The sequence below is a fragment of the Oribacterium sp. HCP28S3_H8 genome (genome assembly GCF_052064775.1).
Classification (GTDB): Bacteria; Bacillota; Clostridia; order Lachnospirales; family Lachnospiraceae; genus Oribacterium.
This window is the reverse complement of the sequence record NZ_JBQHUZ010000002.1, coordinates 82,423-107,999: the sequence shown is the minus strand read 5'-3', so window position 1 is coordinate 107,999 and position 25,577 is coordinate 82,423. Positions and strand designations below refer to the sequence as shown.

The 25,577-nt window shown below is 48.8% G+C and carries 22 protein-coding genes; 5 read left to right on the top strand and 17 right to left on the bottom strand.

Annotated elements, in window-relative coordinates; translation table 11 throughout:
- Window positions 1-28 precede the first annotated feature (28 nt).
- Both ACTNEN_RS02600 and ACTNEN_RS02595 read left to right on the top strand, forming a co-directional pair.
- Entirely contained in the window at window positions 29-775 is a 747-nt protein-coding gene (locus tag ACTNEN_RS02600) for a response regulator (protein ID WP_441204510.1), read from the top strand.
- Between the two features lie 11 nt (window positions 776-786).
- On the top strand, window positions 787-2,196 hold the full coding sequence (locus ACTNEN_RS02595) for an ATP-binding protein (protein ID WP_441204509.1): 1,410 nt from the start codon (window positions 787-789) through the stop codon (window positions 2,194-2,196).
- 63 nt (window positions 2,197-2,259) lie between these two features.
- Here ACTNEN_RS02595 and ACTNEN_RS02590 read toward each other — a convergent pair whose 3' ends face one another.
- The 7 genes from ACTNEN_RS02590 to ACTNEN_RS02560 form a co-directional block, all read right to left on the bottom strand.
- A complete protein-coding gene (locus ACTNEN_RS02590; protein WP_441204827.1) occupies window positions 2,260-3,210 on the bottom strand; it encodes an ROK family glucokinase in 951 nt (316 codons plus the stop codon).
- 53 nt (window positions 3,211-3,263) lie between these two features.
- Complete coding sequence (locus ACTNEN_RS02585) at window positions 3,264-4,553, bottom strand: DUF5711 family protein (protein WP_441204508.1); 1,290 nt, start codon at window positions 4,551-4,553, stop codon at window positions 3,264-3,266.
- 20 nt (window positions 4,554-4,573) lie between these two features.
- On the bottom strand, window positions 4,574-5,497 hold the full coding sequence (locus ACTNEN_RS02580) for a nucleotidyltransferase family protein (protein ID WP_441204507.1): 924 nt from the start codon (window positions 5,495-5,497) through the stop codon (window positions 4,574-4,576).
- Between the two features lie 180 nt (window positions 5,498-5,677).
- The gene (locus ACTNEN_RS02575; RefSeq protein WP_441204505.1) at window positions 5,678-6,937 is read right to left on the bottom strand and encodes a ComEC/Rec2 family competence protein; all 1,260 of its coding nucleotides are present in this window, start codon (window positions 6,935-6,937) and stop codon (window positions 5,678-5,680) included.
- A 97-nt stretch (window positions 6,938-7,034) separates the two neighbouring features.
- A complete protein-coding gene (locus ACTNEN_RS02570) occupies window positions 7,035-8,270 on the bottom strand; it encodes a hypothetical protein (protein ID WP_441204504.1) in 1,236 nt (411 codons plus the stop codon).
- 71 nt (window positions 8,271-8,341) lie between these two features.
- The gene (locus ACTNEN_RS02565) at window positions 8,342-9,646 is read right to left on the bottom strand and encodes a GH25 family lysozyme (protein WP_441204503.1); all 1,305 of its coding nucleotides are present in this window, start codon (window positions 9,644-9,646) and stop codon (window positions 8,342-8,344) included.
- Between the two features lie 265 nt (window positions 9,647-9,911).
- Window positions 9,912-10,859 carry an L-lactate dehydrogenase gene (locus ACTNEN_RS02560; protein WP_441204502.1) on the bottom strand — a complete coding sequence of 316 codons (948 nt, stop codon included), beginning with the start codon at window positions 10,857-10,859 and terminating at the stop codon, window positions 9,912-9,914.
- Between the two features lie 133 nt (window positions 10,860-10,992).
- On the opposite strand from ACTNEN_RS02560, the gene ACTNEN_RS02555 reads away from it, so the two are divergent.
- A complete protein-coding gene (locus ACTNEN_RS02555) occupies window positions 10,993-12,333 on the top strand; it encodes a C1 family peptidase (RefSeq protein ID WP_441204501.1) in 1,341 nt (446 codons plus the stop codon).
- A 145-nt stretch (window positions 12,334-12,478) separates the two neighbouring features.
- Here the strand turns inward: ACTNEN_RS02555 and ACTNEN_RS02550 are convergent, their stop codons facing one another.
- Complete coding sequence (locus tag ACTNEN_RS02550; protein WP_441204500.1) at window positions 12,479-13,390, bottom strand: LysR family transcriptional regulator; 912 nt, start codon at window positions 13,388-13,390, stop codon at window positions 12,479-12,481.
- A 158-nt stretch (window positions 13,391-13,548) separates the two neighbouring features.
- On the opposite strand from ACTNEN_RS02550, the gene ACTNEN_RS02545 reads away from it, so the two are divergent.
- Both ACTNEN_RS02545 and ACTNEN_RS02540 read left to right on the top strand, forming a co-directional pair.
- Window positions 13,549-14,826: an L-cysteine desulfidase family protein gene (locus ACTNEN_RS02545; protein ID WP_441204499.1), complete on the top strand. Its 1,278-nt coding sequence runs from the start codon at window positions 13,549-13,551 to the stop codon at window positions 14,824-14,826.
- 105 nt (window positions 14,827-14,931) lie between these two features.
- Window positions 14,932-16,149, top strand: a complete 1,218-nt coding sequence (locus tag ACTNEN_RS02540; RefSeq protein ID WP_441204498.1) for a dicarboxylate/amino acid:cation symporter — start codon at window positions 14,932-14,934, stop codon at window positions 16,147-16,149.
- A gap of 219 nt (window positions 16,150-16,368) precedes the next feature.
- Here the strand turns inward: ACTNEN_RS02540 and ACTNEN_RS02535 are convergent, their stop codons facing one another.
- The 9 genes from ACTNEN_RS02535 to ACTNEN_RS02495 form a co-directional block, all read right to left on the bottom strand.
- Window positions 16,369-17,070, bottom strand: a complete 702-nt coding sequence (locus ACTNEN_RS02535) for a C40 family peptidase (protein ID WP_441204497.1) — start codon at window positions 17,068-17,070, stop codon at window positions 16,369-16,371.
- A gap of 176 nt (window positions 17,071-17,246) precedes the next feature.
- The gene (locus ACTNEN_RS02530) at window positions 17,247-17,900 is read right to left on the bottom strand and encodes a YczE/YyaS/YitT family protein (RefSeq protein WP_441204495.1); all 654 of its coding nucleotides are present in this window, start codon (window positions 17,898-17,900) and stop codon (window positions 17,247-17,249) included.
- 176 nt (window positions 17,901-18,076) lie between these two features.
- On the bottom strand, window positions 18,077-20,356 hold the full coding sequence (gene lon / locus ACTNEN_RS02525; protein WP_441204493.1) for an endopeptidase La: 2,280 nt from the start codon (window positions 20,354-20,356) through the stop codon (window positions 18,077-18,079).
- A gap of 332 nt (window positions 20,357-20,688) precedes the next feature.
- Window positions 20,689-21,666, bottom strand: coding sequence for a ketopantoate reductase family protein (locus ACTNEN_RS02520; protein WP_441204492.1), 978 nt, complete (start codon window positions 21,664-21,666; stop codon window positions 20,689-20,691).
- A gap of 180 nt (window positions 21,667-21,846) precedes the next feature.
- Window positions 21,847-22,899, bottom strand: coding sequence for an SPL family radical SAM protein (locus ACTNEN_RS02515; RefSeq protein WP_441204491.1), 1,053 nt, complete (start codon window positions 22,897-22,899; stop codon window positions 21,847-21,849).
- Window positions 22,871-23,905 carry a hypothetical protein gene (locus ACTNEN_RS02510; protein ID WP_441204490.1) on the bottom strand — a complete coding sequence of 345 codons (1,035 nt, stop codon included), beginning with the start codon at window positions 23,903-23,905 and terminating at the stop codon, window positions 22,871-22,873. The genes ACTNEN_RS02515 and ACTNEN_RS02510 overlap by 29 nt, the downstream gene beginning before the upstream one ends.
- 3 nt (window positions 23,906-23,908) lie before the next feature.
- Window positions 23,909-24,190: a DUF2200 family protein gene (locus tag ACTNEN_RS02505; protein WP_441204489.1), complete on the bottom strand. Its 282-nt coding sequence runs from the start codon at window positions 24,188-24,190 to the stop codon at window positions 23,909-23,911.
- Between the two features lie 4 nt (window positions 24,191-24,194).
- Entirely contained in the window at window positions 24,195-25,412 is a 1,218-nt protein-coding gene (locus tag ACTNEN_RS02500; protein WP_441204488.1) for a GNAT family N-acetyltransferase, read from the bottom strand.
- Window positions 25,396-25,566, bottom strand: a complete 171-nt coding sequence (locus ACTNEN_RS02495; RefSeq protein ID WP_441204487.1) for a flavodoxin — start codon at window positions 25,564-25,566, stop codon at window positions 25,396-25,398. The genes ACTNEN_RS02500 and ACTNEN_RS02495 overlap by 17 nt, the downstream gene beginning before the upstream one ends.
- Window positions 25,567-25,577 lie beyond the last annotated feature (11 nt).

Below are 25,577 nucleotides of genomic sequence, written 5' to 3'. Positions count from 1 at the left end.
TCGATTCCGATCCGCAAGGAGGCTTACTTTGGCTGAGAAACAGAAAATTCTGATAGTGGATGATGACAGCTCCATCGCAGAGCTGATTTCCCTGTATCTCATGAAGGAAATGTACGATACCAGGATCGTTGAGGACGGAGAGTCCGCGCTCAAGGTCTTCCCCGAGTATCAGCCCAATCTCATCATTCTGGATCTGATGCTGCCCGGAATCGATGGCTACGAGGTCTGCCGCAGACTTCGGACCACCTCCAATGTGCCCGTCATCATGCTGTCTGCCAAGGGAGAAACCTTTGATAAGGTGCTCGGACTGGAGCTTGGGGCAGATGATTATATGATCAAGCCCTTTGATGCCAAAGAACTTGTCGCGAGAGTCAAAGCCGTGCTGCGCCGCTATACCACTGCTTCCCCTGAGCAGGAGTCTGCCAATGTCTCCGCCCGGACTGTATCCGCTGATTCCGGGGATATGCTGCGCAGCGGTGATTACATCGAGTATACCGATCTGATCATCAGTAAAACCAACTATGCGGTCTCCTATAAGGGTAAAACCCTGGAAATGCCTCCCAAGGAACTGGAGCTTCTCTATTTTCTTGCAAGCTCACCCAACCAGGTCTTTACCCGGGAGCAGCTTCTGGATCATATCTGGGGCTACGAATTTGCCGGAGATTCCAGAACCGTGGATGTACATGTCAAACGTCTCAGGGAAAAGCTGCCCGGCAACAGCGAGTGGGAAATCGCGACCGTCTGGGGGATCGGCTATAAATTCCGTGTCGGCTAAACGAGGCTTTTATGAAAAAATCTCTGTTTCTTAAATTTCTGCTTACCTATATCCTGTTTGGTGCATTGGCATTTACCGTAATTGCAACTCTTTCCTCCCGTCTCACCTATAATTATCTGATCCGGGAGCAGGCAGAGAACCTGTACTCCGAAGCCACGTTGATTTCCACCACATATTCGGATGATGAGAATGCTGCCCTCTCTGAGGAAATCATCAATGAGCAGATGAAAGCCGTCTCCGAGTTTCTCCATGTCGACATCTGGCTCGTGGACCGGAATGGGCAAATCATCTCCGATTCCAATCAAGAGGCAGAAAAAAATCAAGTCATTCCGAACTTTGATCCTACTATGACCGGGAACCGTCGTTATCTGACTGGTACCTATCACGACATGTTTACCGATCCGGTACTTACGGTGTCGGCACCGATCACAAGGAGATATACGACCAGCGGCTATGTATTGATCCATATGCCTATCACACATATCCTGAACTCCCAGTATCAGATCCTTAACATTGTCTATATCACGGGACTGATCCTGTTTGCGCTCTCTCTCCTGATCCTCCTGGTATTTTACTTTATTGTCTATCGTCCGCTAAAAAAAATCACCGAGGGCGCAACCAAATACGCCGCCGGTGATTATAAATACAAGATCGAAACAAGCTCCCACGATGAAATGGGATATCTTGCAGAAACTCTGAATTTTATGTCAGATGAAATTGCCAAGGCAGATGACTACCAGCGGCAGTTTATTGCCAATGTAAGCCATGACTTCCGTTCGCCGCTGACCTCCATCAAGGGATATCTTGAGGCCTTTCTGGATGGTACCATTCCCCCGGAGCTGCAGGAGAAATACCTGATCCGGCTGATTGCGGAAACGGATCGTCTTACAAAGCTCACACACTCCATGCTCTCACTTGACTCCATTGACAGCAAGGGCTTCCTCAATCGCGCCAATTTTGACATTAACCGCATGATACGGGATGTCCTGGCAAGCTTTGAAATGACCTGTCAGAAAAAGGGGCTCAGCTTTGCGCTTACCTTTTCCGATAAAAAAGAAATGGTCTATGCCGACTACTCCAAGATCCAGCAGGTGCTTTACAATCTTGTAGATAATGCCGTAAAGTTTTCCAATCCGGATACGGAAATTCAGATCCGTACAGAAATCCGCGGCTCCAAGGTTTTTATCACAGTAAAGGACAGCGGTATCGGAATTGCCAAGAAGGATCTCGGTAAAATCTGGGACCGTTTCTATAAAACCGATCTGTCCCGGGGCAGAGACAAGCAGGGCACCGGACTCGGGCTCTCCATTGTAAAATCCATCATTAATGCCCACGGGGAAAATATTGACTGCGTTTCCACACAAAATGTCGGTACAGAGTTTACCTTTACCCTGCCTCCGGCAAGATATGACGCAGAGTAAGCGCTGTTCGATCCAGGCTTTCTTCCTGTCTTATCTCTTCTGCCTCTTAGGTTGCCGCAAGTCTTACCTGGTAAGCACAAGTCGTGCGGAGCCGTAGATACCTGCATCGTTACCTAGGGTTGCCAGTACAATCTCTGCCTTTTTATTAAGAAGCGGAGTATACTCCTCATAATACTGCTTTGTAAGATCAATAAGATACTGACCGGCTCTGGACACTCCCCCGCCGATCACATAAAGCTCAGGATCCGCGATCATAGACACGGTTGCAAGCACCAGTCCAAGATACCGCATCGAGGTACGGATCGTCTTTACTGCCAGTGCATCACCTGCCTTGGCACAATCGCAGACATCCTTGGCGCTGAGCTGATCTCCAAACTCCCGCATGGCGGATGCTTCCGAGGATGACTTAAGATTCCGCATGGCTTCCCGGACAATGCCAGTCGCAGACGCGACCTGCTCAAGACAGCCATGACCGCCGCAGTTGCAGGTCTCCTGCTCTCCATCTCTTACATGAATGTGACCGATTTCCGCACCGGCACCGTGCACTCCGGCTACAACATGTCCGTCAAGGATCAAGCCACCGCCGACACCGGTTCCAAGTGTTACCATCAGGAGATTATCATGTCCCTTACCGCCGCCCTGCCACATCTCACCCAGGGCAGCGACATTGGCATCATTTCCTACCGCGCAGTGAACCTTACCATCCATAAGCTCGCAAAGCTCCTTTGCAGGCCAGTGTCCCTTCCACCCGAGATTTACGCAGGTATGGACATAGCCGTCCGGCTCTACAGGTCCCGGAACTCCAATGCCGATCCCCTCCAGCTCATCTATGCTGAGATTTGTTTCCGCGAGCTTCTTTTTAAGTGCCTCCGCAACATCCGGCAGGATAAAGCGGCCTTCCTCCTCCTTGCGGGTCGGAACCTCCCACTTATCCTTAAGAGAACCATCCGTAGTAAAAAGTCCGCATTTTACGGTAGTTCCTCCGACATCAATACCCACACAATACTGTTTCATCATATAACCCCCTTGCTGTTACATGCACTATACGTGGCAGACGTATTTTTAACTCACTTCAGGCGTACACTCTCCATCTTGCCTTCGCTTCCCACCAGGAGATGAAGTCCTAAAACGCCGCCGCTCATAACTCTTGCTCTTGTGATCGTCGTATCCAGATTTCCCTGATATTTCAGATTTCCATTATTATCATAGACCTCAAGCGATGTGTCATTGTAAAGTAAAATATGACCATTGCTGATATCAAAACGTTCAAAATTAAAACTGACCGGCTTGTCAAAAAGCTTTGTTCCGTTGGTCTTATACAGCATGAGACGATACGGCTCCTGACTGTCCGTCCCCACATTATCCGTAACGAGTCCGACATAATCATGGTCATACGCAATCGCCCGGATTGTCTGCGAGATCGCTTCATTTTTAATAAGCTCCGGCGAAGTGAGCACCTTGGTGGAAAAGAATGCAATTCCTCCGTCATAAAATGCCTGTGCGCTGGAATTATCGGAAAAATGTACTCTACCGGTCAGATGTCCCGCAAAATCATCGGTAAAACCTCCAACCACACGGTTGGTACTGGCATTCTGTCCAACCTCACCAAGATTATAGAAAATAATCTTATTGTTGAGTGTACCATTGGTGAGATAGGCAAAGGACGCAATGACCTCCGTACCATCCGGAGATACCGAAATGTCCACCGGATATCCATCACCGCTCAATACAGATTTGATCGTAATATCCAGTGCCGCTCCCTCCCGGGTAAAGACCGTGATATAGCTTGCATTGGAATCCTCAAGCAGTGCATAGACAACACCCTCGCTGGAAACCGAAACCTTGGTAATCGGAAGACTGGTTTCTGCCTGACCGGTAAGTCCGCTGGTACTCAGAATATATATCGTTGTCCGTGTCTGATCCGCAATTGCGCAGTAATCTCCGTTGACCGATACATACGGCGTATTCATTTCATAAGACTGATTCCAGATGGTTTTGCCGCTGGCATCTATGTAGCTGGCACCGTCTCTTGTTACCTTGATCATGCCCTTGCCAAACGGTTCATAGCTCTCATAGTCTGATTCCACCGTGCCGTTTGCAGCCGCAAAATCCGTAGTCCATGAAACATCATAGCCTCCGAACTGGCGGCGGGTCAGTAAAATGCCTCCGGTTATTAGGATTGCAAGCACCAGAGCTGCAAAAAGGATGATCAGGAAGCGTTTTCTGCCCCGTGGATTCCCGGACCCGGATGTTGCGTCGCCCTGATAGGATCCGGCCGGCTCCTCCTCCAGATCTCTCGGATCCACAACCCGCTGTTTCAGCTTCTGTTTTAAGATTTCTCTGTTTTTATCTGCCATATGCTCCGTCAGCTACTCCATCAGTTAAAAAGCTTCTCCGGGTAAACGCCCTGATCCACCAGCTCTCTCAGAGACTTCTGCACTGCCTCTTTATCCTCCTGATAGGTTACGCCAAACCAGCGGTCATGATCCTTTAAAACCTTAACCGTTGCCTTGCCCTCCAGCATCAGACGACTAATTTCCTGCGGCAGCAGGTACTCTGACTTCATTTCTTTACCATGCTGATCCAGCCATGCCGGGAAGTTTTCCACAAGTGTATCCAGGAATCTCTTCGGCAGACCAAACATATTCATGGAAACAATCGCATTGCCGTCCACCTCAACAGGCTGATCCTTAGCATCCTTACCCATCAGTCTGCCATCCGGCTGCCGCATGATATCATAGGTTTCATCAATCTCATGGAGATATCCATGCTCTCCCATGACACAGACACCACGGTTTACCGAACCGTTATCCGAAAGCGTGTTGCCCACAATATATCCTGCCATGCACATATCAAAGACCGGCTTATCCTCATCCATTTCATTGACAAGATACTCATGGATCAGGCGGAAGCCCTCTTTACCGTAAAAATCATCCGCATTGATAACCGCAAACGGACAGTCAATCAGATCCCGCACCTGGATCAATGCATGTGCAGTGCCCCAGGGTTTATTTCTCCCTTCCGGTACAGAATACCCCTCTGGCAGCTTATCAAGCTCCTGGAAAGCATACTCGCACTTTGCAAGCTTCTCAATCCGGTTGCCGATAATCTCGCGGAAATCCGCCTCAATATCCTTACGGATAATAAACACAATCTTATCAAAACCTGCTTCCAGTGCATCGTGAATGGAATAATCCATAATAATCTCACCGCTTGGTCCAAGCTTTGCAAGCTGCTTGATGCCGCCGCCAAAACGAGATCCTAGTCCCGCCGCCATGATTACCAGTGCAGTTTTTTTCATGCCCAAATCCTCTCTTTACCTGGTATTTTCCGTTTTTCCGGAATTTCCCAAAATTTATTAAAATATGTATTTAAATATGTATTAAAAAATCGAGTATACTTCACAGGTCACCCTCAAAGTATACTCGAATTAAAATCGTTTGTCTATCCGACACACAGCCTGCAAAAGGCTTAATTTCCTTTATTTCAGGATCCAGTCTCCATCCGCCATGACAAAGTTTTTCTTAACGCCGATCTGATCCATCCAGTATTTTGTGAGCGCAATCGTATAAACTGACTGATTGGGGTCATAGGAGTCCGTCACAGCCGTCCAGAGCGCCTGATGTGTCGGCCAGAGCGCATACTCCGGCGCGACCGTCTGGTAAAACACCTGTGATGCGCCATGCTGTCCATGATGCGCCATCTGAACAATATCAGCCTTAAGCTCGCTGCCATACTTCTGAAGCAGCACCTGCGACGCCTCATACGGCAGATCTCCAAGGATCAGTAATTTCTTACCATTAATGGTAATCATATAGGTAACAGAAGAATTGTTTCCGGAATCCGTATCGATCTGCATTGCCTGATTCAAAATGCGAATGTTAACATTCCCGACATTAAAGCTCGTACCCGCCGGAGAGTCGGCATGCACCGCCTTCACCTGCGTAGAGGTATACTGCGCAAGGTCTGCCGTAATTTCCTGGATAAACGGAATACGATATCCGTCCTCATGCGCCTGATAAAAATCCATTGGCGCAAAGCTGTAATAGAGATTATCAATCTGAAAATCCGCATAGCTCTGATATACAGAGGGATTCATCTGATGCTCCAGAATCACGGCAAGGGCGCCGGCATGGTCCACATGAGGATGTGTCAGTAGCCATGCATCCACCTTACCGCCATGCGATTTGATGAAATTGCCAAGATAAGGAGCATTGGTCTTAATGCCGCCATCTACCACAATGAGATGCCCATCCGAGGTCTGTATCACAATGGCAAGCTGCTGCCCGGTCTCGGTGCCCTTCAGCATTGTGATGGTCGCCCCACCGAGTCCGATACTGCTGTCTACGTTCTGCTTTACGTTTTTGCCCTGACCGACAACATAATAGCTGGAGCTGATCGTACTTTTAGTCTTGGTTCCTGCCCCGGCAGAAGCCGCCATTGTCGCAGCAGCAACCGTCTGTGTGCCACTGCCTGCTGACTGCGTATTTCCCGATGCTGTCGCAGCCTGCACACCCGTTCCAGAATTTGCTGCTGTAACCTGTGCGGCTGTATTGCCTATAGAGCCAGTGGTACCGCCCTGTGCTGAAGATCCTGCCATCGATACTGCTGTTGTCGTCGGGATCCCATCCCGGGTAAAAGATGTTTCCGCCCGGGCAGGATCCCCCGGAATCGTCAGAGTCATAAGACCCACAACGGCACAAACCGCTGCCACTTGTTTCAGTTTCGTAATCTGATGCATGAAAACAAAATTCCTCTGAATCTACAATTTATTTCTATCTCGTGCCATTCACACGGCTATGCATGCTCCTACGCCGCACGATGTCTTACGGCGAATGTCAGTAACCCATCCACTCGCCGCTTGCATTGACATGATTTCCATCCGGTGTGGTACGGTTAGTATACATAGCGCCGAATGGAATACCATTTCCGGACTGCGCATTCATATAGTACCACTTCCCATTAACCTGCCACCAGCCTGTAAGCATCTTACCGTAGGTACCATCATGATTTGGATTCATGAGATACCAGAAGCCATTGACATTCTGCCAGCCCGTAAGCATTCTGCCATAGGTGCCATCATGATTTGGATTCATGAAATACCAGATGCCATTGACATACTGCCAGCCGGATAACATTTTGCCATCACTGCCGGTATAATACCAATCGCTGCCCGATGGATTAACCCATCCGCGTACCAGTGCACCATTGCTGTAATAGTACCAGTCGTTGCCGGAACCTGCCCAGCCGTTTCGATTGCCGGAGCCGGGACTGGACGGTCCGCCATTGTTATTGACGGAAAGGCTGGAGGAGCCATTAGAGCTGGAGCTGCTGGTAGATGCACTGTTTAATGTACTTGCCGTCACCGTCGATACGGTAAACGTATAGTCCTCATTGTCCTCCGCGTCATCGTCCAGAGAACCATTTTCCCGCACATACTTACCGTTTGCGATGTAATCCGCTGCCTTGCCGCTGGTGGACTTTTTACCGCGGACAGAAATATGATCCAGGGTTCTGCTGGAGTTCTTATAGTTGGAAATATCTATGCTTGCCTTGGATGTTGTTTTTTTAACGCTGTGATCATCCCCGTCCTTATCTTCATAGTAGATCATGACATCATAGGATCCGGCGTACTTTATTTCATCCCATTTGGCATACTTGCCATCCACATGGATATTGCGGGCATTGGCAAGCGTATAGTAAGGATAGGTCTTTGCCTTAATGCGGATCCGATCCGAGGATCTTGAAGTGATGGTAACCTCATATGCTCCGCGCACGGATACAGAGCAGCCGGAGCTGAAATTGTATCCATCCTCTGTCCGGATGTCCATCGTATAGGTGTAAGAGTTTTTAGGGGTTGTGTGACTTGTGGTGGAATAATCATAAAGATAATATCCATCGGACGAGAGCTCCGGTTCCTCACCTGCCCAGATCTCGCCTGCCTGCCACTCCCGGTCACTTGCCGGTCCGATATCCACCTTTACATTCCGTACCTCTGAAGCCATGACCGGAAAAGCGGACAGCAGGATCATGCCCACTGCAGTCACCAGGAAGTTTCTGATGCTACGTTTCATACGATTCCTCTCTTTCTATTATGACTTGTTGATAAATGTAGTCCGGATGCGTCTCCGGAAAAGCTTTATGTTTACTGGATCCAGGCACCGCTAGCATCAAAGCTGTAGCTCACTCCATTGATGGTCGCCGTAGTATTGGCAAGCATTGCGCCGCTCTCGTTCATGTAATACCAGACATTATTGATATATCTCCAGCCGGTCCGCATTGCGCCATCAGATGCAAGCCAGTACCAGACACCGTTTACCTGCCGCCAGCCGCTCGCCATGACACCGTTCTGCTCCATGTAATACCAGTTTCCATCCACAAGCCGCCAGCCGGTTGCCTGTTTGCCGTTTTCATAGTAGAACCACTGGTCATTGGTCTTGACCCATCCATTGACAGGACCATTGGAGCTGATCGCCGCTGCCGGACTTTCCTGTGTCTGAATGCTTCCGCTTGAGGTTCCCGCAGCGCTGCCCGTAGCAGCCGGGCCGGAAGCATTCACCACCGCAGTCGTAGTTTCAGAAGCGGAGGATGGCACCGGGATAACCGCCGAAATTTTTTCCTGCGTACCCTTGGAGTAGATCACCGCACCGGAACCGCCGCCATATGCCTTTTTGGAAAACTCCGTGGTAATATTGCCCTTGATTCCATCGATGATACCCTTCTCGCTGGACTGCCAGATGGTCGTTTTGGTGCCGCTGACCGGACGGTAAACCTTATCCGCCGCATACGAAGCATACCAGACATCATACGGGATATCCGAAACATTCATATGTGTCGTAAGCCAGGTCTTGTTGGCATAGACGATCGGGGTATAGCCGGCTGCCTGCACCATACTGCAGAACTTGTTGGCCATTGCCGTGATGTCCTCCTTGCTTGCGCCCTCACTCAGGATCGAGCTCACCTCCACATCATAGGCTACCGGATACTGGAGCTTGTACTTTTTAATTTTTTCGATTGCGAGATTTGCCTCCGCCACCAGCTGGTCCATGTTCTTAGCCGTAGAGCAGACGTAGGCACCCACCTTGAGCCCTGCAGCAAGCGCGCCGGAAACATTGGTGTCAAAATACTGATCCTCGGTAAGTCCGTAGGAAATCCGGACCATGACAAAATCAAGCCCTGCCGCCTTTACCTTGTTCCAGTTAATCTCTCCGGCATCATTTTGGAAGCGGGAAACCTCGGTTCCTTTTTCCAGATAGGAAAACGCAGATCCGTCCTCGTTGGTATAGCCTGACCAGGCATCCGAGGATGCGGCAGAATTTGTGCTGCTGCCCGCTGTACTGCTGCCGGTCATGGCATCTCCCGGTCCTGCCGCCCATGCTGTTATTGCCTGCGACATGCACATGAGCGTCATAAGTGCTGCTGCCGCGATTTTCCTTTTGTATAAATTCATACGTTTCGATCTCCTTTTTAGCATTGTCAGCATAACAGCTATAAATATCCGAATCAAGGGCATTAGGGTAAGTTTAAAGTGATCGTCAGAAAAAAGAAAGAACGGGTAGGAAAACCGTCGCAAGCCCTGCAGGTCATAAAAAATCCCAGGAGGTAAATCACTCCCGGGATAAACCTTTCTGCGCTGTTCGCTGGTCCACAAGCCGTGCAGGTCAATGCAGCTCATATCACTGTAGTCTTGGCCTGCAGGCTACATAAATCAAAATTCACAGCGAGTCACGGATTACCTGCTTAAGCGTATCCGCTGAATTTCTGAGTGCCTCCTGCTCTTTAGCAGAAAGCTCAATCGGCACCAGTGTCTCAATACCGGTCTTACATACAATCGCCGGCATACTGAGGCAGACATCCTCGATGCCATATGCTCCGTAAATCAGGCTCGATACCGGCAGAATCGACTTTTCATCGCGAATGATGGCTTCACATACTCTTCTCACCGACATGGCAATGCCATAATAGGTCGCATGCTTCTTTTTGATAATCTCATATGCCGCGTTTTTAACATCCTCTGCCGTCTTGGCAAGATATTCATCCACATCATGGAAGCCCCGCATTTCAAAGAAATCGCGGATCGGGATGCCGGAAACATTGGCACTGCTCCATGCCGCAATCTCGGAATCTCCGTGCTCTCCGATGATGGATGCATGTACCGAACGGCTGTCCACACCGAGATGCTCTCCGAGGATCGTCCGTAATCTTGCAGAATCCAGAACCGTACCGGTACCAAACACCCGGTTCTCCGGCAGTCCGGAAAGCTGAATTGCCGCATAGGTCAGGATATCCACCGGATTGGCAACGATCAACAGGATACCTCCGATGTCACGTTTTTTAATCTCCGGCATGATGGATTTGAAAATTCCTACATTTTTCTTGACAAGGTCGAGACGGGTCTCTCCCGGCTTCTGATTGGCACCCGCGGATACAATAATAATTGCCGCGTCCTTGATGTCATCATATCCACCTGCATAAATCTGCATTGGCTGGGCAAACGGAAGTCCGTGGCTGATATCCAGCGCCTCTCCCTCTGCCTTGTCCTGATCCATATCCAGCAAAACCATTTCAGAGAAAAGTCCGCTCTGCATGAGTGCAAAGCAGGAAGCCGAACCAACAAATCCACAGCCGATCATGGCTACCTTACGTAAATTTACACTGCTCATCTTTCCACCTCTCTATAAATAGCTTATAATCCATTAAGACAACTTCATACTAGCATTAAATGAATATGAAGTAAAATATTAAATGCTGACCAGTCTGTCGGCAATGTCAAATATTAAATGAAGGAGTAAATTCATGAACGAATCCATTTCTGTCACCGATCTTGATTCCTTTGCTGCTGCCTTTCAGAAGGATCCTGTCAATACAGTTGCGATGAATGCAGTTGTCCACAACGGTATCGTTAACTCCGCACTGCGCTATGATGCTGCAGGTAAGCTTCAGCATGCCTTCTCCATTACCGTAGACTCCGGGGATGTCTGCGATCAGAAACATTCAGGCAGGTGCTGGATGTTTGCAAGCCTTAACGTGATGCGTCTTGAGGTCATGAAGCGTTTAAACCTCCCCAACACAGAGCTCTCCCAGGCCTATCCGCTCTTTTACGATAAGCTCGAGAAATCCAACTATCTCCTGGAAAACATCCTGGAAACTCTGGATGAGCCGGAGGACAGCCGCGTAGTAAGCTTCCTGCTGCAGGACCCGGTCGGTGACGGCGGACAGTGGGACATGTTCCGTTCCCTGGTTGCAAAGTACGGCGTGGTTCCAAAGGATGTGTACCCGGAGTCAGCCGTTTCGGAAAACACAGCCGAGCTGCGTAAATACCTCACATGTAAGCTCCGCGAATATGCCTGCACTCTTCGTACCCGTCATAGCGAGGGGATGGACCTTGCCGGACTCCGGGCGCTGAAGGATGAGATGATGGAGACCATTTTCCGGATGCTCTGCATTGCGCTCGGCAAACCGCCTGTGAAGTTTGACTGGGAGACCTATGACAAGGACGGAAAGTTTATCCGTTTACAGGATGTAAGCCCACAGGAATTTTTTGAGGAATACGTCGGCTGGGACTTAAATGATTATGTTACAGTAATCAACGCTCCGACAAAGGACAAGCCCTACGGCAAAACCTATACCGTGCAGTATCTCGGCTCTGTCCGCGGCGGAAAATACCCGGTGAAGTATTTAAATCTTCCCATGGCGGAGCTTAAGGAGCTTGCCATCAAGCAGTTAAAGGACAACCAGTGCGTCTGGTTCGGCTCGGATGTAGGACAGTTCTCTGATCGTGCCAAGGGATTCCTGTCAAAGGACAGCCTGGCCGTAGATGCTCTGTTTAACACAAGCTTCCCTCTCACCAAAGCACAGCGTCTTGATTACCATGAGAGTCTGATGACACATGCAATGGTTATCACCGGTGTGGATCTCGATGCCGATGGCAAACCAGTAAAGTGGAAGGTGGAAAATTCCTGGGGCAAGGACCGTGGCAAGGATGGCTACTATGTCATGAGCGATGAGTGGTTCTCGGAATTTGCCTACCAGATCCTTTTACACCGGAAGTACTTCTCGGAGGAGCAGAAAAAAGCATTTGATCAGGATCCGATCGTACTGAAGCCATGGGATCCGATGGGTTCCCTTGCAGAGTAATGGGATGTACCCGGGATGAGAGATATTCATACCCGCTGAAATGCTGCAGTAAAAGACTTTTGGTTCTGCCAAAACGAAATTGATAAAATACGTCCGCAGAAGGTGTTCATGCCTCCTGCGGACGTATTTTTTTTAAGCTTCACTCTCATTCACAAGTTTTATTTGTAAGCAAATTCTTCCATTCTGGTGCCGCAATATCAAAAAATGCCTGCATCTCCCGCGAGATATGGCGCCTGGATGAGCAGAGAATCTGCCTCCAGATCCGGAAATGAAAGTCCGTAATGTTGAGCACTTTGAGACTTTCACATGTCACCATGTTACGGACGGTAAATTCCGGAAGAAACGAAACACCTCCGCCAAGGCAGAGTACCTTTAAAATAAGATCCGTGCTTGCACTGGAGAGATGTGTCCTGATGTCCTTACCCTCTGCTGCAAGATAGTTCTCAAGCGCACGGCGATAGCTCACATTAGCCTCGGTCAGCATTACAGGACAGGCAATGACTTCGTCCAGAGTAATCCGCTGCTGCCTGGCAAGCGGGTGGTTGGGGGATGCCACAAAAATCACTTCCTCCGGCTTTGCAAGAATCGTAGTCCACTTAGAACCATAGATCCCCTGGTCAAGCAGATAAACTGCGTCAAAAAGATTTTTGTCCAGTTGGTCAAGCAGCTCTCCCGGAGATCCGATTTCAACACTCACCCGGACCTTAGGATAGGTCTTGCTGAAGCTGGTAAGCACGGTCGGCAAAATGCTGGAACAGACTGACTCGACTGTGCCGATCCGCAGTTCTCCGCATAGTTCCTTAGATGAAAGTGTACTATCTATCAGTTCATCCATTTCATTGACAATCTGCATAGTTCCATCATAAAACGATCTGCCAACATCCGTGAGCGTAACACATTTGCCGTTCCGATCAAAAAGCGGCAGCCCAAGCTCCTGCTCCAGCTGCCGGATCTGGACCGTGACTGCTGATTGCGTATAGCCGAGCACATCAGCCGCCTTGGAAAAGCTTCCGAGATCCGCGACCATAAGGAAGGTGCGCATACACCTGATTTCCATTGATATTACCTGTCTTTCTACTAGATATAAAAAATATTCATATTGTGAATGAAATCTGCTCATTTCACTTAATTGTTTATTTATGATACATAAAGTCTATGAAAGTTGCAAGAAATTGTATATCTTTTCCATCCAGGCTGATAGAAGGAGGTTAATTCATGCTAAAAACGGATGATAAATATAATGCATATATCAGCATTTTGAAGGAAGAACTCATTCCGGCGATGGGATGTACAGAGCCGATTGCGCTTGCCTATGCGGCAGCGGCTGCCCGGAAGCTGCTCGGCGTGCGCCCGGAACGTGTTGAGGTCGGTGCCAGCGGAAGCATTATCAAAAACGTAAAATCCGTTATTGTCCCTAACACAGGACATATGAAGGGTATTGAGGCTGCTGTTGCTGCAGGTATTGTCGCCGGAGACCCGGACAAAGAGCTCCAGGTGCTCTCTGATATTACGGAGCAGCAGATTCCGGAAATCCAGACATATCTTAAAAATACAGAATTCAAGGTCAGCTGTCTTGAAACACCACTCACCTTTGACATTGTGGTCACGCTTCACCATGGTACCGCATATTCCAAGGTGCGCATCGCTAACTTCCACACAAATATCGTATATATGGAGCGTAATGGTGAGATCATCAAAGACATCCCGGTAGAAAACGATGATGACAAGGGTATGACACCGAGGGACGTGCTCAATATGAAGGATATCTGGGATTTTGCCGGAACCGTAGACATTGAGGATATCCGTGGAATCATCGAACCACAGATCCGTCTCAATATGGCGATTGCCGAGGAAGGAATCCATAACAATTACGGCGCAAATATCGGCAAGGTTATCCTGCATTCTTACGGAAGTGATGTCCGCAGCCAGGCGATTTCAATGGCAGCAGCAGGCTCTGATGCACGGATGAACGGCTGTGAAATGCCGGTTATCATAAACAGTGGCAGCGGCAATCAGGGAATCACCGTATCCGTTCCGGTCATTGTCTATGCAAGAGAAAAAAAGGTCAGTGAGGAAACGCTCTATCGGGCTCTGGTACTCTCAAACCTCACAGCAATCCATGAAAAATCCGCAATTGGCCGTCTATCTGCATTCTGTGGTGCGGTCAATGCCGGATCCGGCGCCGGTGCCGGTATCGCCTATGTTTGCGGCGGAGATTATGAGACAATCATCCACACCGTCGTCAACGCGCTTGCGGTTGTCTCCGGCATTGTCTGCGATGGTGCTAAGGCATCCTGTGCCGCTAAGATCGCTTCTGCTGTAGATGCGGGGATCCTTGGCTGGCAGATGTATCTGCAGGGGCAGCAGTTCCACGGCGGCGACGGCATCGTCACCAAGGGTATTGAAAATACTCTTGCAAATGTCGGACGTCTCGGCAAAGACGGCATGCGCGAAACCAATAACGAGATCATTAAAATCATGATCGGACAGTAAGCATAGATTTGTTCATTAAAATTGATCCATGCAGCCCAAAAACCCATGGATAAGCTCAGCAAACAAAGCAAATACTCTAACAAAACACCTAGGAGGGGAAAAATTATGAGTAGTACAAAAAGTAAGAGTGGCATTCTGCACAGTCTGCCATTTCATCTCTTGCTGGCAGTTGTCGCCGGTATCCTGCTCGGACAGGTCCTGAATGAGACTGTCATGCAGGTAATCGTTGTCATTAAATATGTTTTGAACCAGCTGATTATGTTCTGCGTTCCGCTGATTATTATCGGCTTCATTGCTCCGTCTATCACAAGGCTGGGTCGCAATGCTTCGCGAATGCTTCTGGTCGCAGTGTGTATCGCATACGTCTCATCGCTCGGCGCAGCGCTGATGTCCACCGCCGCAGGCTACGCGCTGATTCCGCATCTCTCCATTGTAAGCAGCGTTGAAGGCTTACGAGAACTTCCGGTTCCGGCATTTCAGCTGGACATTCCGCAGATTATGAGCGTAATGAGTGCGCTTGCGTTTTCTATGCTGCTCGGACTTGCTGCAACATGGACAAACTCTAAAGAAACCATCCGGTTGCTCGAGGAGTTCCAGAATATCGTACTCTCCATCGTAACCAAGATCATCATTCCGATTCTGCCATTTTTTATCCTGGTCACCTTCATCGGACTATCCTATGAGGGTACAATTACAAAGCAGCTTCCGGTATTCCTTAAGATTATCGTAATCGTCATGATCGGACACTATATCTGGCTTACCCTGCTGTACGGTATTGCCGGAGCGTATACTCACAAAAATCCGCTCAATGTCCTTAAAAATTACGGACCTGCGTATATCACAGCAGTCGGAACTATGTCTTCCGCAGCAACACTCGCAGTTGCGCTCCGCTGCGCCAAGAAGTCAGAGCCACCACTGTCAGATGATATGGTCAACTTCGGCATCCCGCTGTTTGCCAACATTCACCTTTGCGGATCTGTACTCACCGAGGTATTTTTTGTCATGACGATCTCAAAGATCCTCTACGGCGCCATACCGGCTCCGGGCACTATGATTCTGTTCTGCCTGCTGCTTGGCATCTTTGCCATAGGAGCTCCTGGCGTTCCGGGTGGCACGGTAATGGCTTCTCTCGGACTGATCACCGGAGTTCTCGGTTTTAATGACGCTGGTACCGCCCTGATGCTTACAATCTTTGCTCTGCAGGATAGCTTCGGAACCGCCTGCAACGTCACCGGCGACGGCGCGCTTACCCTAATTCTTACTGGATATAAGGAAAAACATCATATCGCCGATATGAAGCAAGAGAAAACTCTTGAGGCTTAAGCCTGCTGTATAAGCTTGTGCGATATATGCTGAATATAAAATGACTGCGGTATCTGTCCCTGATTCCCAGACAGATACCGCAGTCATTTTTAATATATCATGTTTCCGTTAATTGGTGTCGAGATATAGCAAAAACTGAGAGTTTTAAAGGCTTAGAGTTTTACCGCCTGCTCTAACTAAGCATATTTATGATCATCTGCATTCAACGCACTTATAAAATCACAGCACTCTCCGGATGCTCTCGATCGCCTTATAGCTTGCGGAGTTGATCGTAATGCCCTTTCGGGAATTTAGTGCACTAAGCAGCCTGCCACCGCCAAGGTAGATGCCCACATGTCCGTCATATACAATAATGTCTCCCGGCAGTGCATTGGCAAGACCGCCGGATACTCTGGAACCTACACCTGCCATGGCATCCGAGCTATGCGGCAGGGAAATGCCGAAATGCGAATATACGCTCATGACAAAGCCGGAACAGTCTGCTCCATGCGTAAGAGATACCCCTCCATATACATAGGGATTTCCAATAAACTGAGAGGCAAAGCTTACAACTGCATTTCTGCGGTCCTCCTGAGCTTTGGCTGCTGCTTCTGCCTGCGCTCTTGCGGCAGCTTCCTGTTCCTCTTTAAGCTTCGCCGCCGCCTCTGCTTCCTGTGCCGCCTTGGCTTCTGCGATCGCAGCCGCATTCTGTGCTTTGATTGCCGTTTTTACAACCTTATCAGATATTTCATTTTTAATAGATGTCTCCAGAAGCTGCATACTTGAAGCTGATCTGGTGTCTGCCATTGCCGGTCGCGCCATAAGAACGAGCGCCATGAAGCCAAAAACGATACCAATCAAAGACCGGTAAAAGATGCTTCCGGCTGTAGGAATGTTTCGTGTTATTACTTCGTTTCTTGTTGTGTCTTCTGTAAAAACCATAAAACCTCGCTTTCGAGGTTTTACTTTACGTTTTAAATATGACTAAAATGATAACTCAGCCTAAAAACTATCTAAACGATTCTTACAGGAAAGCAGAGACTTTTTTAAGATTTTCTCTGATTTTCTAATTTTTTGCTAATTTTCACTATAATTTGCATTTATAGCTTGACAAATGTTCAATTCTTTGAACTCATATCGGCTGCATCCAGGCCTCCGGGTGTATAGCGAAGTACTTTTTCCGAAACTGCTTTATTATAGAAAGAAATAAACGGTCCGAGGCAGAACGCACATACGAGTGTACCAATTCCAACCAGTCCTCCGAGCAGAAATGTGAGCAAGGCACAGAGTGCATCGGTAAAGATTCGGCATCCAAAATATGGAAATGGCGTATAGTCTCTTAATCCCAGAGACAGATAGTCATAAGGTGCAATGCCCAGATCTGCCGTCTGATAAAGGGAAGCCCCCAGCGAAGTCACAAGTACGCCCAACACGACAAATAAAAGCTGTACGGGTAAAGACTGCAATGTGCCAAACCACTGGGTGAGATATCCGGAAAAGAACGTCACGATATAACCGACGCCGATTCCATTGACGAGAGTTCCAAGCCCGATATATTTCCGCCCAAAGATAAACTCGATCATCAGAAATACGACATTAATCGTCATGTTTTGTACGCCGAAGGAAACTCCCCGCAAGTCCGCAATACGCAGATTCAATGCACTGATGGAGTCATTGCCCAGATGTGACTCCTTAAAGATTGCGATGCCAAGTGATATAATGATGACTCCTATAATCATTCCAATGACTCTGCGCAGCGAAATTGTTTTCATAAAATTCTTCTCCTTATATCCTTGTACTCGCATATTTACCTTCTCAATATATAAATTTGCCGTGCATGGCAATTTGCCTGCAAAAACCGCATGCAAAAAAATTATATTTCAGACGCAAAAAAAGAGCAATGGATTTCTCCACTGCTCTTACTATCATTGTTTCAAGGCTCATTGTTTCAAGCCTTTTTTACGCCGGTCTGCTCCAGCACTTCCTCCACCGTTGTTACCGGAATAATTTCCAGCTTGGATTTCACTTCTTCTGCGACATCCCGTAAATCATTGACATTATCCTTAGGGATGAATACCCGTGTGACACCCGCGCGCTGTGCCGCCATCAGCTTTTCCGGGAGTCCTCCGATCGGATTAACGGTACCCTCCAGAGAAACCTCTCCGGTCATTGCGATATGCGGATCCACCGCATTTCCGGATACCAGGGATGCAATCGCAGTTGCCATGGTGATGCCTGCGGACGGACCGTCTTTCGGTGTCGCACCATCCGGCACATGGATATGCAGATCATTTTTTTCAAAAACCTCTGCCTTGTCCGGATACATGGATTTCACAAGGCTCACCGCGATCTGCACGGATTCCTTCATGACATCACCAAGCTGCCCGGTGATAATCAGCTTACCTGAACCCTTGGTAAACAAGGTTTCAATATAAAGAATCTCACCTCCAACCTGCGTCCAGGCAAGTCCCGTAACCACACCCGGCTTGCTTTGCTCCTTAACCTTTTGATGCGGGAGCGGCGACATATCCAGATATTCTCTAAGATCATCTCTGGTAACCTGAACCGTCTCTCCCTCACCGCGGACAGAACGCACTGCTGCAATTCTCGCCAGTGTATCCAGACGCTTCTTAAGTCCACGGACTCCGGCCTCTCTCGTGTAATCCGAGATAATGGTATCCAGCGCATCATCTGAAATCGTCACCTGCTCAGGCGTAAGACCTACTCCCTTAAGCGACTTCGGGATCAGATGCTGCTTTGCAATCTGGAACTTCTCCGTCGGAGTATAGCCCTGGAACTGGATCACCTCCATACGGTTAAGAAGCGGCGCCGGAATCGTATCCATCGTATTGGCTGTGCAGATAAACAGCACATCCGACAAATCATACGGCACATTCATGTAATGATCCGTAAAGGTATTGTTCTGCTCCGGGTCCAGCACCTCAAGCAGTGCGCTCGCCGGATCTCCGTTATATGAGCTGGAAAGCTTATCCACCTCATCCAGTACCATCACCGGGTTGGATACCCCCGCCTTGGAGATGCCATCCATGATCCGTCCGGGCATGGCGCCGATATAGGTTCTCCTGTGTCCGCGAATGTCAGCTTCGTCTCGTACACCGCCGAGGCTCACACGGACATACTCCCTCCCCAGTGCCTTTGCGATGCTCTTGCCGATACTGGTCTTACCGGTACCAGGCGCACCGACAAACAGCAGGATGGATCCGGACTGGGATTTCTTAAGATTCATCACCGCAATCTGCTGGATAATACGCTCCTTTACCTTTTTAAGACCATAGTGATCCTCATCCAGGATCTTCTGCGCGGCATCCAGATCAATTGTTTTAGCCGGTTCCTTTTTCCAGGAGAGATTTGTCACAAAATCCAGATAATCATATAACATACCGGACTCCGCCGAGTTCTGACCATCGTTCTTAAGACGATTGAGCACCTTGGTGGCTTCCTTTTTGGCATCCTCATTCATACCGGATTCCTGGATCTTTAACTCAAACTTCCGGACATCGGAAACCTGCTCCGGATGCATCTCATCCAGCTCCTTCTGAAGATAATCAATCTGTTTTTTCAGCGCCTGCTCCCGGTACAGCTTCTGATAATCCTCCTGCTGCGCGGACTGCGCGTCGGTAGTAACCTTGGTCACCTCGATATATTCATAGATGATCTTTTCCAGCATTTTAAAGCGAACCGACTGGCGATCCTCCTTAAGGACGTTGTAGCGTTCCTCATTTGAGATCGTGAGCCACGGACTCAGAATCGCTGCCGCCTCCTCGATCGTTGTATACTGGTCGATATAGGTCTGCATCACGCTGCCCCAGCGGAACCTGCTTGCCAGCTCCTTAAAATCCTCCTTGATCTTCTGAAGCTTTACATGACTCTCCTCCGGATCCAGATCCATAACATCATACAGACGGGAACCGCTGACTTCTATGCTGTGATCCTCGTGAATGATGATTTCGTCGAGATTTACGCGGTCCTCTGTTTTGATAACAACATAACCCTCTTGCGAAATCTCCTGTACCGTACCTGCAACACCAATCGGATAAAAACTGTCCTTGGTGATCTCATTCAGTGCCTGCTCCTTCCTGAGGATCACAAAGATAATATCATCTCCCTGCTGCGTCTTGTCTCCTGCCAGAGCACGGAAGGTTGCGGTTTGAAAATATGTATTGGAATGCGGTAAAACCAGCACATTATATACGGGTATTACTGTCATGTCATGTCCTCCTGTATCTTTAGCTTGTATGACGGTATAGCTTCGCCTGCCGGATGCTTTTTTTATAATTTCTGCCGTAAAACGTCCAATTCCATCTCTGATGCTCATAAGCTTCCTGTCTTCTGTCTATCTAAATAATGTTTTTGTTAGCAATCAGTATTATAGAGTGCTAACTGTAAGATACAGAATAACACCGGGAATATCCGGTGTCAATCTTGTTAACAAAACTTTTATATTTTAAGACTTTGCTTTATTTTGCTTTATCCCGATTATCGTCTACGTTATAATTTTGTTTTGATCATTGGTTTTTATTTTGCCTATGATTCTGCTTTTTATTTTTTTAAATACCCGTCGATAATTTCACTCAGCTCTGCATAGTATCTGGCTGCAACCGGCGTCGGGACTCCTGTTTCCTTACCCTTCCGGATCAGTGCACCGAGGAAGGCATCCAGCTCCGTCCTGCGATGTGCCTCCACATCTCTCCGCATCGAGCTCGTTGCCGTATCCTGCTGTGCCGTCATGACAAAATGAAATTTGGTGTCCGCGAGTCCCTCCGGGAGATGGACGTGCAATGCAAGGCCGACCGCATTCGCCTCTCGTAAGATGGCATGCAGATCCTCCTGGTACTTAGTATTTTTCCGTATATCTCCTGAACAAATCAGATATCGTGCTGTAATCGTATTAAATCCACAGTTCAGGATATACTTCTGCCAGATCTCGCTCTCGATATCCTCTGTGTAGCGAGCATCAAAGCCACAGGACTTGAGCAATGCATATGCCTGTTTGGACGCATCTACATGGCGGGCATCCTGCTCCTTGCTCCCAAGGAAGATATGTGTATATTTACCGGATTGTTTTGTGGAGCCATCCGGCTCTGCCGCGCTGATCGTGTAAATCAGTGCATCCACGACGATCGCCTCCGGAAACAGCTTCCGCAAATGATCTCCGGGCTCTACGCCATTCATGACCGGAATCAGCACCGTGTCCGGTCCCACAGCAGGGCGAAGCTGCCCGGCAAGCTCCTCAAGCGAATAATTTTTAACACAGACAAAGATAAAATCCTGAGTTCCGATCTCCTCTCCCTGCTCTGTCACTACTGCCGGATGCGTTACACTGTCTCCATAAAAATCACTGTGCAGAATTACTCCCTGCTGCTGAAGCTTCTTAAGGTGCTCGCCGTGCGCAATGAGGCTCAGATTCTTGTCATATTTTCTGCCCAGCATTCCGGCAAGCATACCACCGATGCCGCCGATGCCCGCCACGCAGATTTTTGCTGTATTGAAATCCATATTGTTATCTTTCATTTCCATAAAATGTTTCCTACTATATTAATTATAATGCCTTACGATATTATGATGCCTGTACTTAATGCAGTAGCTGCACCACCCTGCTGTCTTTTCTTATTGTATTTTCTATTAGCGCATTTTGTCTACATTTTCTGCTGACTACATTTTCTACCAGCTGCATTTTCTGCTTGCTTGCACGAAACGTTATGTCAGATCGTCCGAATTCTCCCAGCGGAAGATCTGCTCCTCCGGGACCATCTGCCGGAGCCGGTCCACGAGAAACCGCTCCATCTCCTCCGTAAGCTCCTCAGGATAATGGTAGACGCCATGATCATTCACATAAGGATACTGCACCACGGCTGAATCCGGCATATTTTTCCGCATTGCCTGCAGATACTCCTGCGACAGCCGGAACGATCCGACACTGACATCGCGGATCCGATCCATGGGTATCGCACACGCTACCTGCTCCAGCATGCTGCCATAGGCTTCCTTCCAGTCCGGGCAGTACAGCATCGGATCAAAGCAGAGCCGCACCGGAAATCCCAGCTCCAGCCCCCGCCGGATGCTTGCGAGCCTGCCTGCAAGACTTCCCGTGTCATGCTCGTAAGTCCGTATGATCCTCTCAGGGGACAAGGTCCAGGCAAAAATATTCCGATCAGATAAGGTCGCTGTATCCCAGAAAAAATTCGCGGCGCTTTTGGTGCGGATCTCAATCGAGAGCCCCGGATGCTCCGCCGTAAATCTGGTCCATTCCCGGACATAGCCTGTGCACGCTTCCATCGCAAGGAGGTCCGTATCATAGGACACACAAAGATAGACTGCATGCTTCTGAAGCAGCGTTTCCACCTCCCGGAAGATATCCTCAAGATTTAGAAACAGTACAATATTTCCGGACGGATACATCCCCTTTAAATAACAGTATTCGCAGTCAAAGACACAGTTCATCATGGACGAGCTGTAATAAAAGTGCTCGTTTCCAAAGCTCTGGCAGACCGGCGCGCCGGGATACACAAGCTGTCCCTCCTTACATGCAAGGATCAGCGCCCGCGTTTCATGCTGCAGATGGTAATTCTGTTTCCGCCGGTTAAAAACGTCCTTATAATGATGGATCGGGATGACCTTGGCATTGGGGAATTTTTTAAGGATCTCTGCGGTACGGCTCAAAACCCGGACTCTGTCCTCAACGTAGATATGGGAGAACGGCTTCATCAGACAGTTCCCCGCCCTATCCGAGTATTGCATGTTTGATTTCATTCAGCACCTTCTTCCCTGCTCTCCGGTCTCCTGTCGGCAGTTTCCCTGTCTTGCGGAGTTCATCCACCATACTCTCCCAGTGAAGTCCCGATAGGATCGCAAACTTAAGATATTGCCTTAGCTCATAATACATCGCAGTGGAGCAGTGCAGCTCCTCTCCGAGCCTGGAAATTTCCATCTCCTGCTCCTGTGTCTGGATGGTCTGCCGCGCCTGAAGCATTCCCATGAGCTCCTGAAGCTTTTTAATATAGGAAAGAATGGTTCCGGCTGCCTCCCCGGCTCTCGCCTCAAGCTGCTGCCGGGTAACCTGCTCTGCGCCGGTATCCGTCACAAATCGTAAAAAATGCATCTGGTGCGGTCCCAGAAAAATAGATCCCGCCTCATAAATCGCGGCAGACTCCATATCGTAGAGAAGTGGACCGGCTCCAGCCAAGGCTTCTCGCTCATAATACTCCATCTGCTTGACCTGCAATGCAGCTTCCTCCGCTATGTACATTTCATTAGCAGACGTAAGCCTTTTATGTAAAGAAGTGCTGGTGATCGACTGGTCCTGGAGTTCTGTGCCGATCCTGTCCTCGCATGATTGCTGCGGGCCAGGTTTCACTGCCGGACTTTCCAGAACCCTGGCTCCGGTAATACAGGTGGCTTCCGGGATCTGCGTATCCAGCACAATATCCGGATAAAAGCTGCGTCCGGTGCTCTCATTTATCAGCTTATGCAGCAGGTACGTTTTGGTGCCCGGGGTTTTAGCAATGTCTGAAGCATTCAAATCCGCGCAGCTTCCGATCGACAGAAGCAGATCCGTCGCGCCTGCCCTGCCCTGCGACAGCACAGCTCCCACCGCAGCCGCCGCGGGTATTATCCCTACACCCGTCAGCGTAAGCAGCAGCTCTCCGTCTCGGGATGCAAATTGCTGGAAATGGCTGCTGTCCATCCGCTTCTTAAGCTGCAGAGCTTCAATCAGAGGTTTGACCTCCGCATAGAGCGCCGCAAATATATAAATCATGCCTTACCTCGTTGTTTTCGTATCAAATACCTTATTATCCATCGGACTAGGATCTATATTAATGAAAGTCAGTTTCAATAGAAGCACCTGACTGCAATAGGCAGGCGCATTCGCAAGAAAATCCCCATATGGCATTTCCATATCGAGACGGCTCATATCCCAGCCTGTCAACCAGGAAATCACTCTGTCCACCTCAGCTTTACTTCTACCCTTTTTAATCGCTTTGGCTGTAAGCAGAGTATAGAGCTTTGAAAGCTTCATATCAAAAACGTTTTGCCGTGCCATACTTCTACCTCAGAAACAAGGGCTTCCTGACAAAAACCTGTTCCAGCACATCCCGATTGGATCGCAGAATCGTGCCCTCGCGGTACAGCGCAGCTCCCAAGTCACTGAGCCCTACCGCCATTTGACAGAGCGTTTCCACCGTAACATCCAGATCCGCAGACTCCGTGCCTCTGGTAATTTCCATCGTCCTTCCATCACGATAGCTTACATCGTACGTTCCGGTATTTTCCGGGAGGAAACGATCCACAACATGTATGCTGTACTTACCCTCTCCCTTCGGCTGACACAGCGCTGCGAGCACCTTATCAACATTCAAAATTCTTGCCATGAAATAGCCATTGAGCCGACGCTTCACGCTGTCACACTCCGGCAGGAGCAGACTCAGATCCACATCCCTCGGCAGTTCAAGGCTGACATCCGTAATTTTGGCGCGCATACCATAAAAGAACCCAAACACACTGCAAAGCGCTTCCGGACTGTTAAAAATCAACTCCGTAACCCGCATCGTGCCGGTAAATGGTCCATCCGCACCATGCGTGAATGCAAAGGTAAAATATGCCGCCGGCTTGCCATTTCCATCCCGGAACAAATAGGAATAATGCGTCTTGTCCGCATACTCCCAGCTTCGCTCTCCAAACTCTCCGCTTCCGCGATACTTCCAGTCCTCCTCTGACCTAAGGTCCGCCAGATTGTATTTTGCCATAAAATCGGTATAAAGCTGCCTGGCCTCATCCACATCCTTCTGCGAGAGGATCTGCTCCGCCTCAAACTCCTGCCGGAACGAGGCAAACTGCTCAATCCCCGCCTCCTGCGCAAGTATCTCCGAAGCCACTTCAAATCCATATTTCCGGTAAAATGCGAATGAAAACGGAATCAGTACCGCAAACAGCTCGCCTTTTGATGCGTGCTCTCGTAAAATGGAACCGAGCAATGTCCGAACCGCACCTGCTCCCCTTGCTTCCGGAAGCGTTCCAATCATATGAAATTCCGGACAGGAAACAACCTTTCCTTCAAATGTGGATGCACGCTGCAGGACTAAGGTCGCGGATATCATATTCCCATTCTCTCCAAACGCTGCAAAGACATCACCATTAGGCTTCCTTGCGGCTTCCTGCGCCTCTTTTTCATTCCAATCATGCAAAAAAGATGTCGCAAGCAAGCGTTCCGCCTGAAAGCGCTCTTGTTCCGTATTAAGCTTTCTGATCTTAATTTCCTGACTCATCTCTACTGATTTGCTCCTTCATCTCTTGATATAAATCAGAAAGATACATGCTGTTCATGTCCTCCAGCATGGTCTTATACACGTGCGACAGCCTCTCTGCAACCTTGGCAGTCACACCACTTGCACTGAAATACGCTACTAATGTCTTGCTCATTGTCTTCTTTC

Coding starts and splice junctions, on each gene's coding strand:
- ACTNEN_RS02595 (WP_441204509.1), top strand. CDS start 787: ATGAAAAAATCTCTGTTTCTTAAATTTCTGCTTACCTATATCCTGTTT.
- ACTNEN_RS02590 (WP_441204827.1), bottom strand. CDS start 3,210: ATGAAACAGTATTGTGTGGGTATTGATGTCGGAGGAACTACCGTAAAA.
- ACTNEN_RS02585 (WP_441204508.1), bottom strand. CDS start 4,553: ATGGCAGATAAAAACAGAGAAATCTTAAAACAGAAGCTGAAACAGCGG.
- ACTNEN_RS02580 (WP_441204507.1), bottom strand. CDS start 5,497: ATGAAAAAAACTGCACTGGTAATCATGGCGGCGGGACTAGGATCTCGT.
- ACTNEN_RS02575 (WP_441204505.1), bottom strand. CDS start 6,937: ATGCATCAGATTACGAAACTGAAACAAGTGGCAGCGGTTTGTGCCGTT.
- ACTNEN_RS02570 (WP_441204504.1), bottom strand. CDS start 8,270: ATGAAACGTAGCATCAGAAACTTCCTGGTGACTGCAGTGGGCATGATC.
- ACTNEN_RS02565 (WP_441204503.1), bottom strand. CDS start 9,646: ATGAATTTATACAAAAGGAAAATCGCGGCAGCAGCACTTATGACGCTC.
- ACTNEN_RS02560 (WP_441204502.1), bottom strand. CDS start 10,859: ATGAGCAGTGTAAATTTACGTAAGGTAGCCATGATCGGCTGTGGATTT.
- ACTNEN_RS02555 (WP_441204501.1), top strand. CDS start 10,993: ATGAACGAATCCATTTCTGTCACCGATCTTGATTCCTTTGCTGCTGCC.
- ACTNEN_RS02550 (WP_441204500.1), bottom strand. CDS start 13,390: ATGGAAATCAGGTGTATGCGCACCTTCCTTATGGTCGCGGATCTCGGA.
- ACTNEN_RS02545 (WP_441204499.1), top strand. CDS start 13,549: ATGCTAAAAACGGATGATAAATATAATGCATATATCAGCATTTTGAAG.
- ACTNEN_RS02540 (WP_441204498.1), top strand. CDS start 14,932: ATGAGTAGTACAAAAAGTAAGAGTGGCATTCTGCACAGTCTGCCATTT.
- ACTNEN_RS02535 (WP_441204497.1), bottom strand. CDS start 17,070: ATGGTTTTTACAGAAGACACAACAAGAAACGAAGTAATAACACGAAAC.
- ACTNEN_RS02530 (WP_441204495.1), bottom strand. CDS start 17,900: ATGAAAACAATTTCGCTGCGCAGAGTCATTGGAATGATTATAGGAGTC.
- lon (WP_441204493.1), bottom strand. CDS start 20,356: ATGACAGTAATACCCGTATATAATGTGCTGGTTTTACCGCATTCCAAT.
- ACTNEN_RS02520 (WP_441204492.1), bottom strand. CDS start 21,666: ATGGAAATGAAAGATAACAATATGGATTTCAATACAGCAAAAATCTGC.
- ACTNEN_RS02515 (WP_441204491.1), bottom strand. CDS start 22,899: ATGAAATCAAACATGCAATACTCGGATAGGGCGGGGAACTGTCTGATG.
- ACTNEN_RS02510 (WP_441204490.1), bottom strand. CDS start 23,905: ATGATTTATATATTTGCGGCGCTCTATGCGGAGGTCAAACCTCTGATT.
- ACTNEN_RS02505 (WP_441204489.1), bottom strand. CDS start 24,190: ATGGCACGGCAAAACGTTTTTGATATGAAGCTTTCAAAGCTCTATACT.
- ACTNEN_RS02500 (WP_441204488.1), bottom strand. CDS start 25,412: ATGAGTCAGGAAATTAAGATCAGAAAGCTTAATACGGAACAAGAGCGC.
- ACTNEN_RS02495 (WP_441204487.1), bottom strand. CDS start 25,566: ATGAGCAAGACATTAGTAGCGTATTTCAGTGCAAGTGGTGTGACTGCC.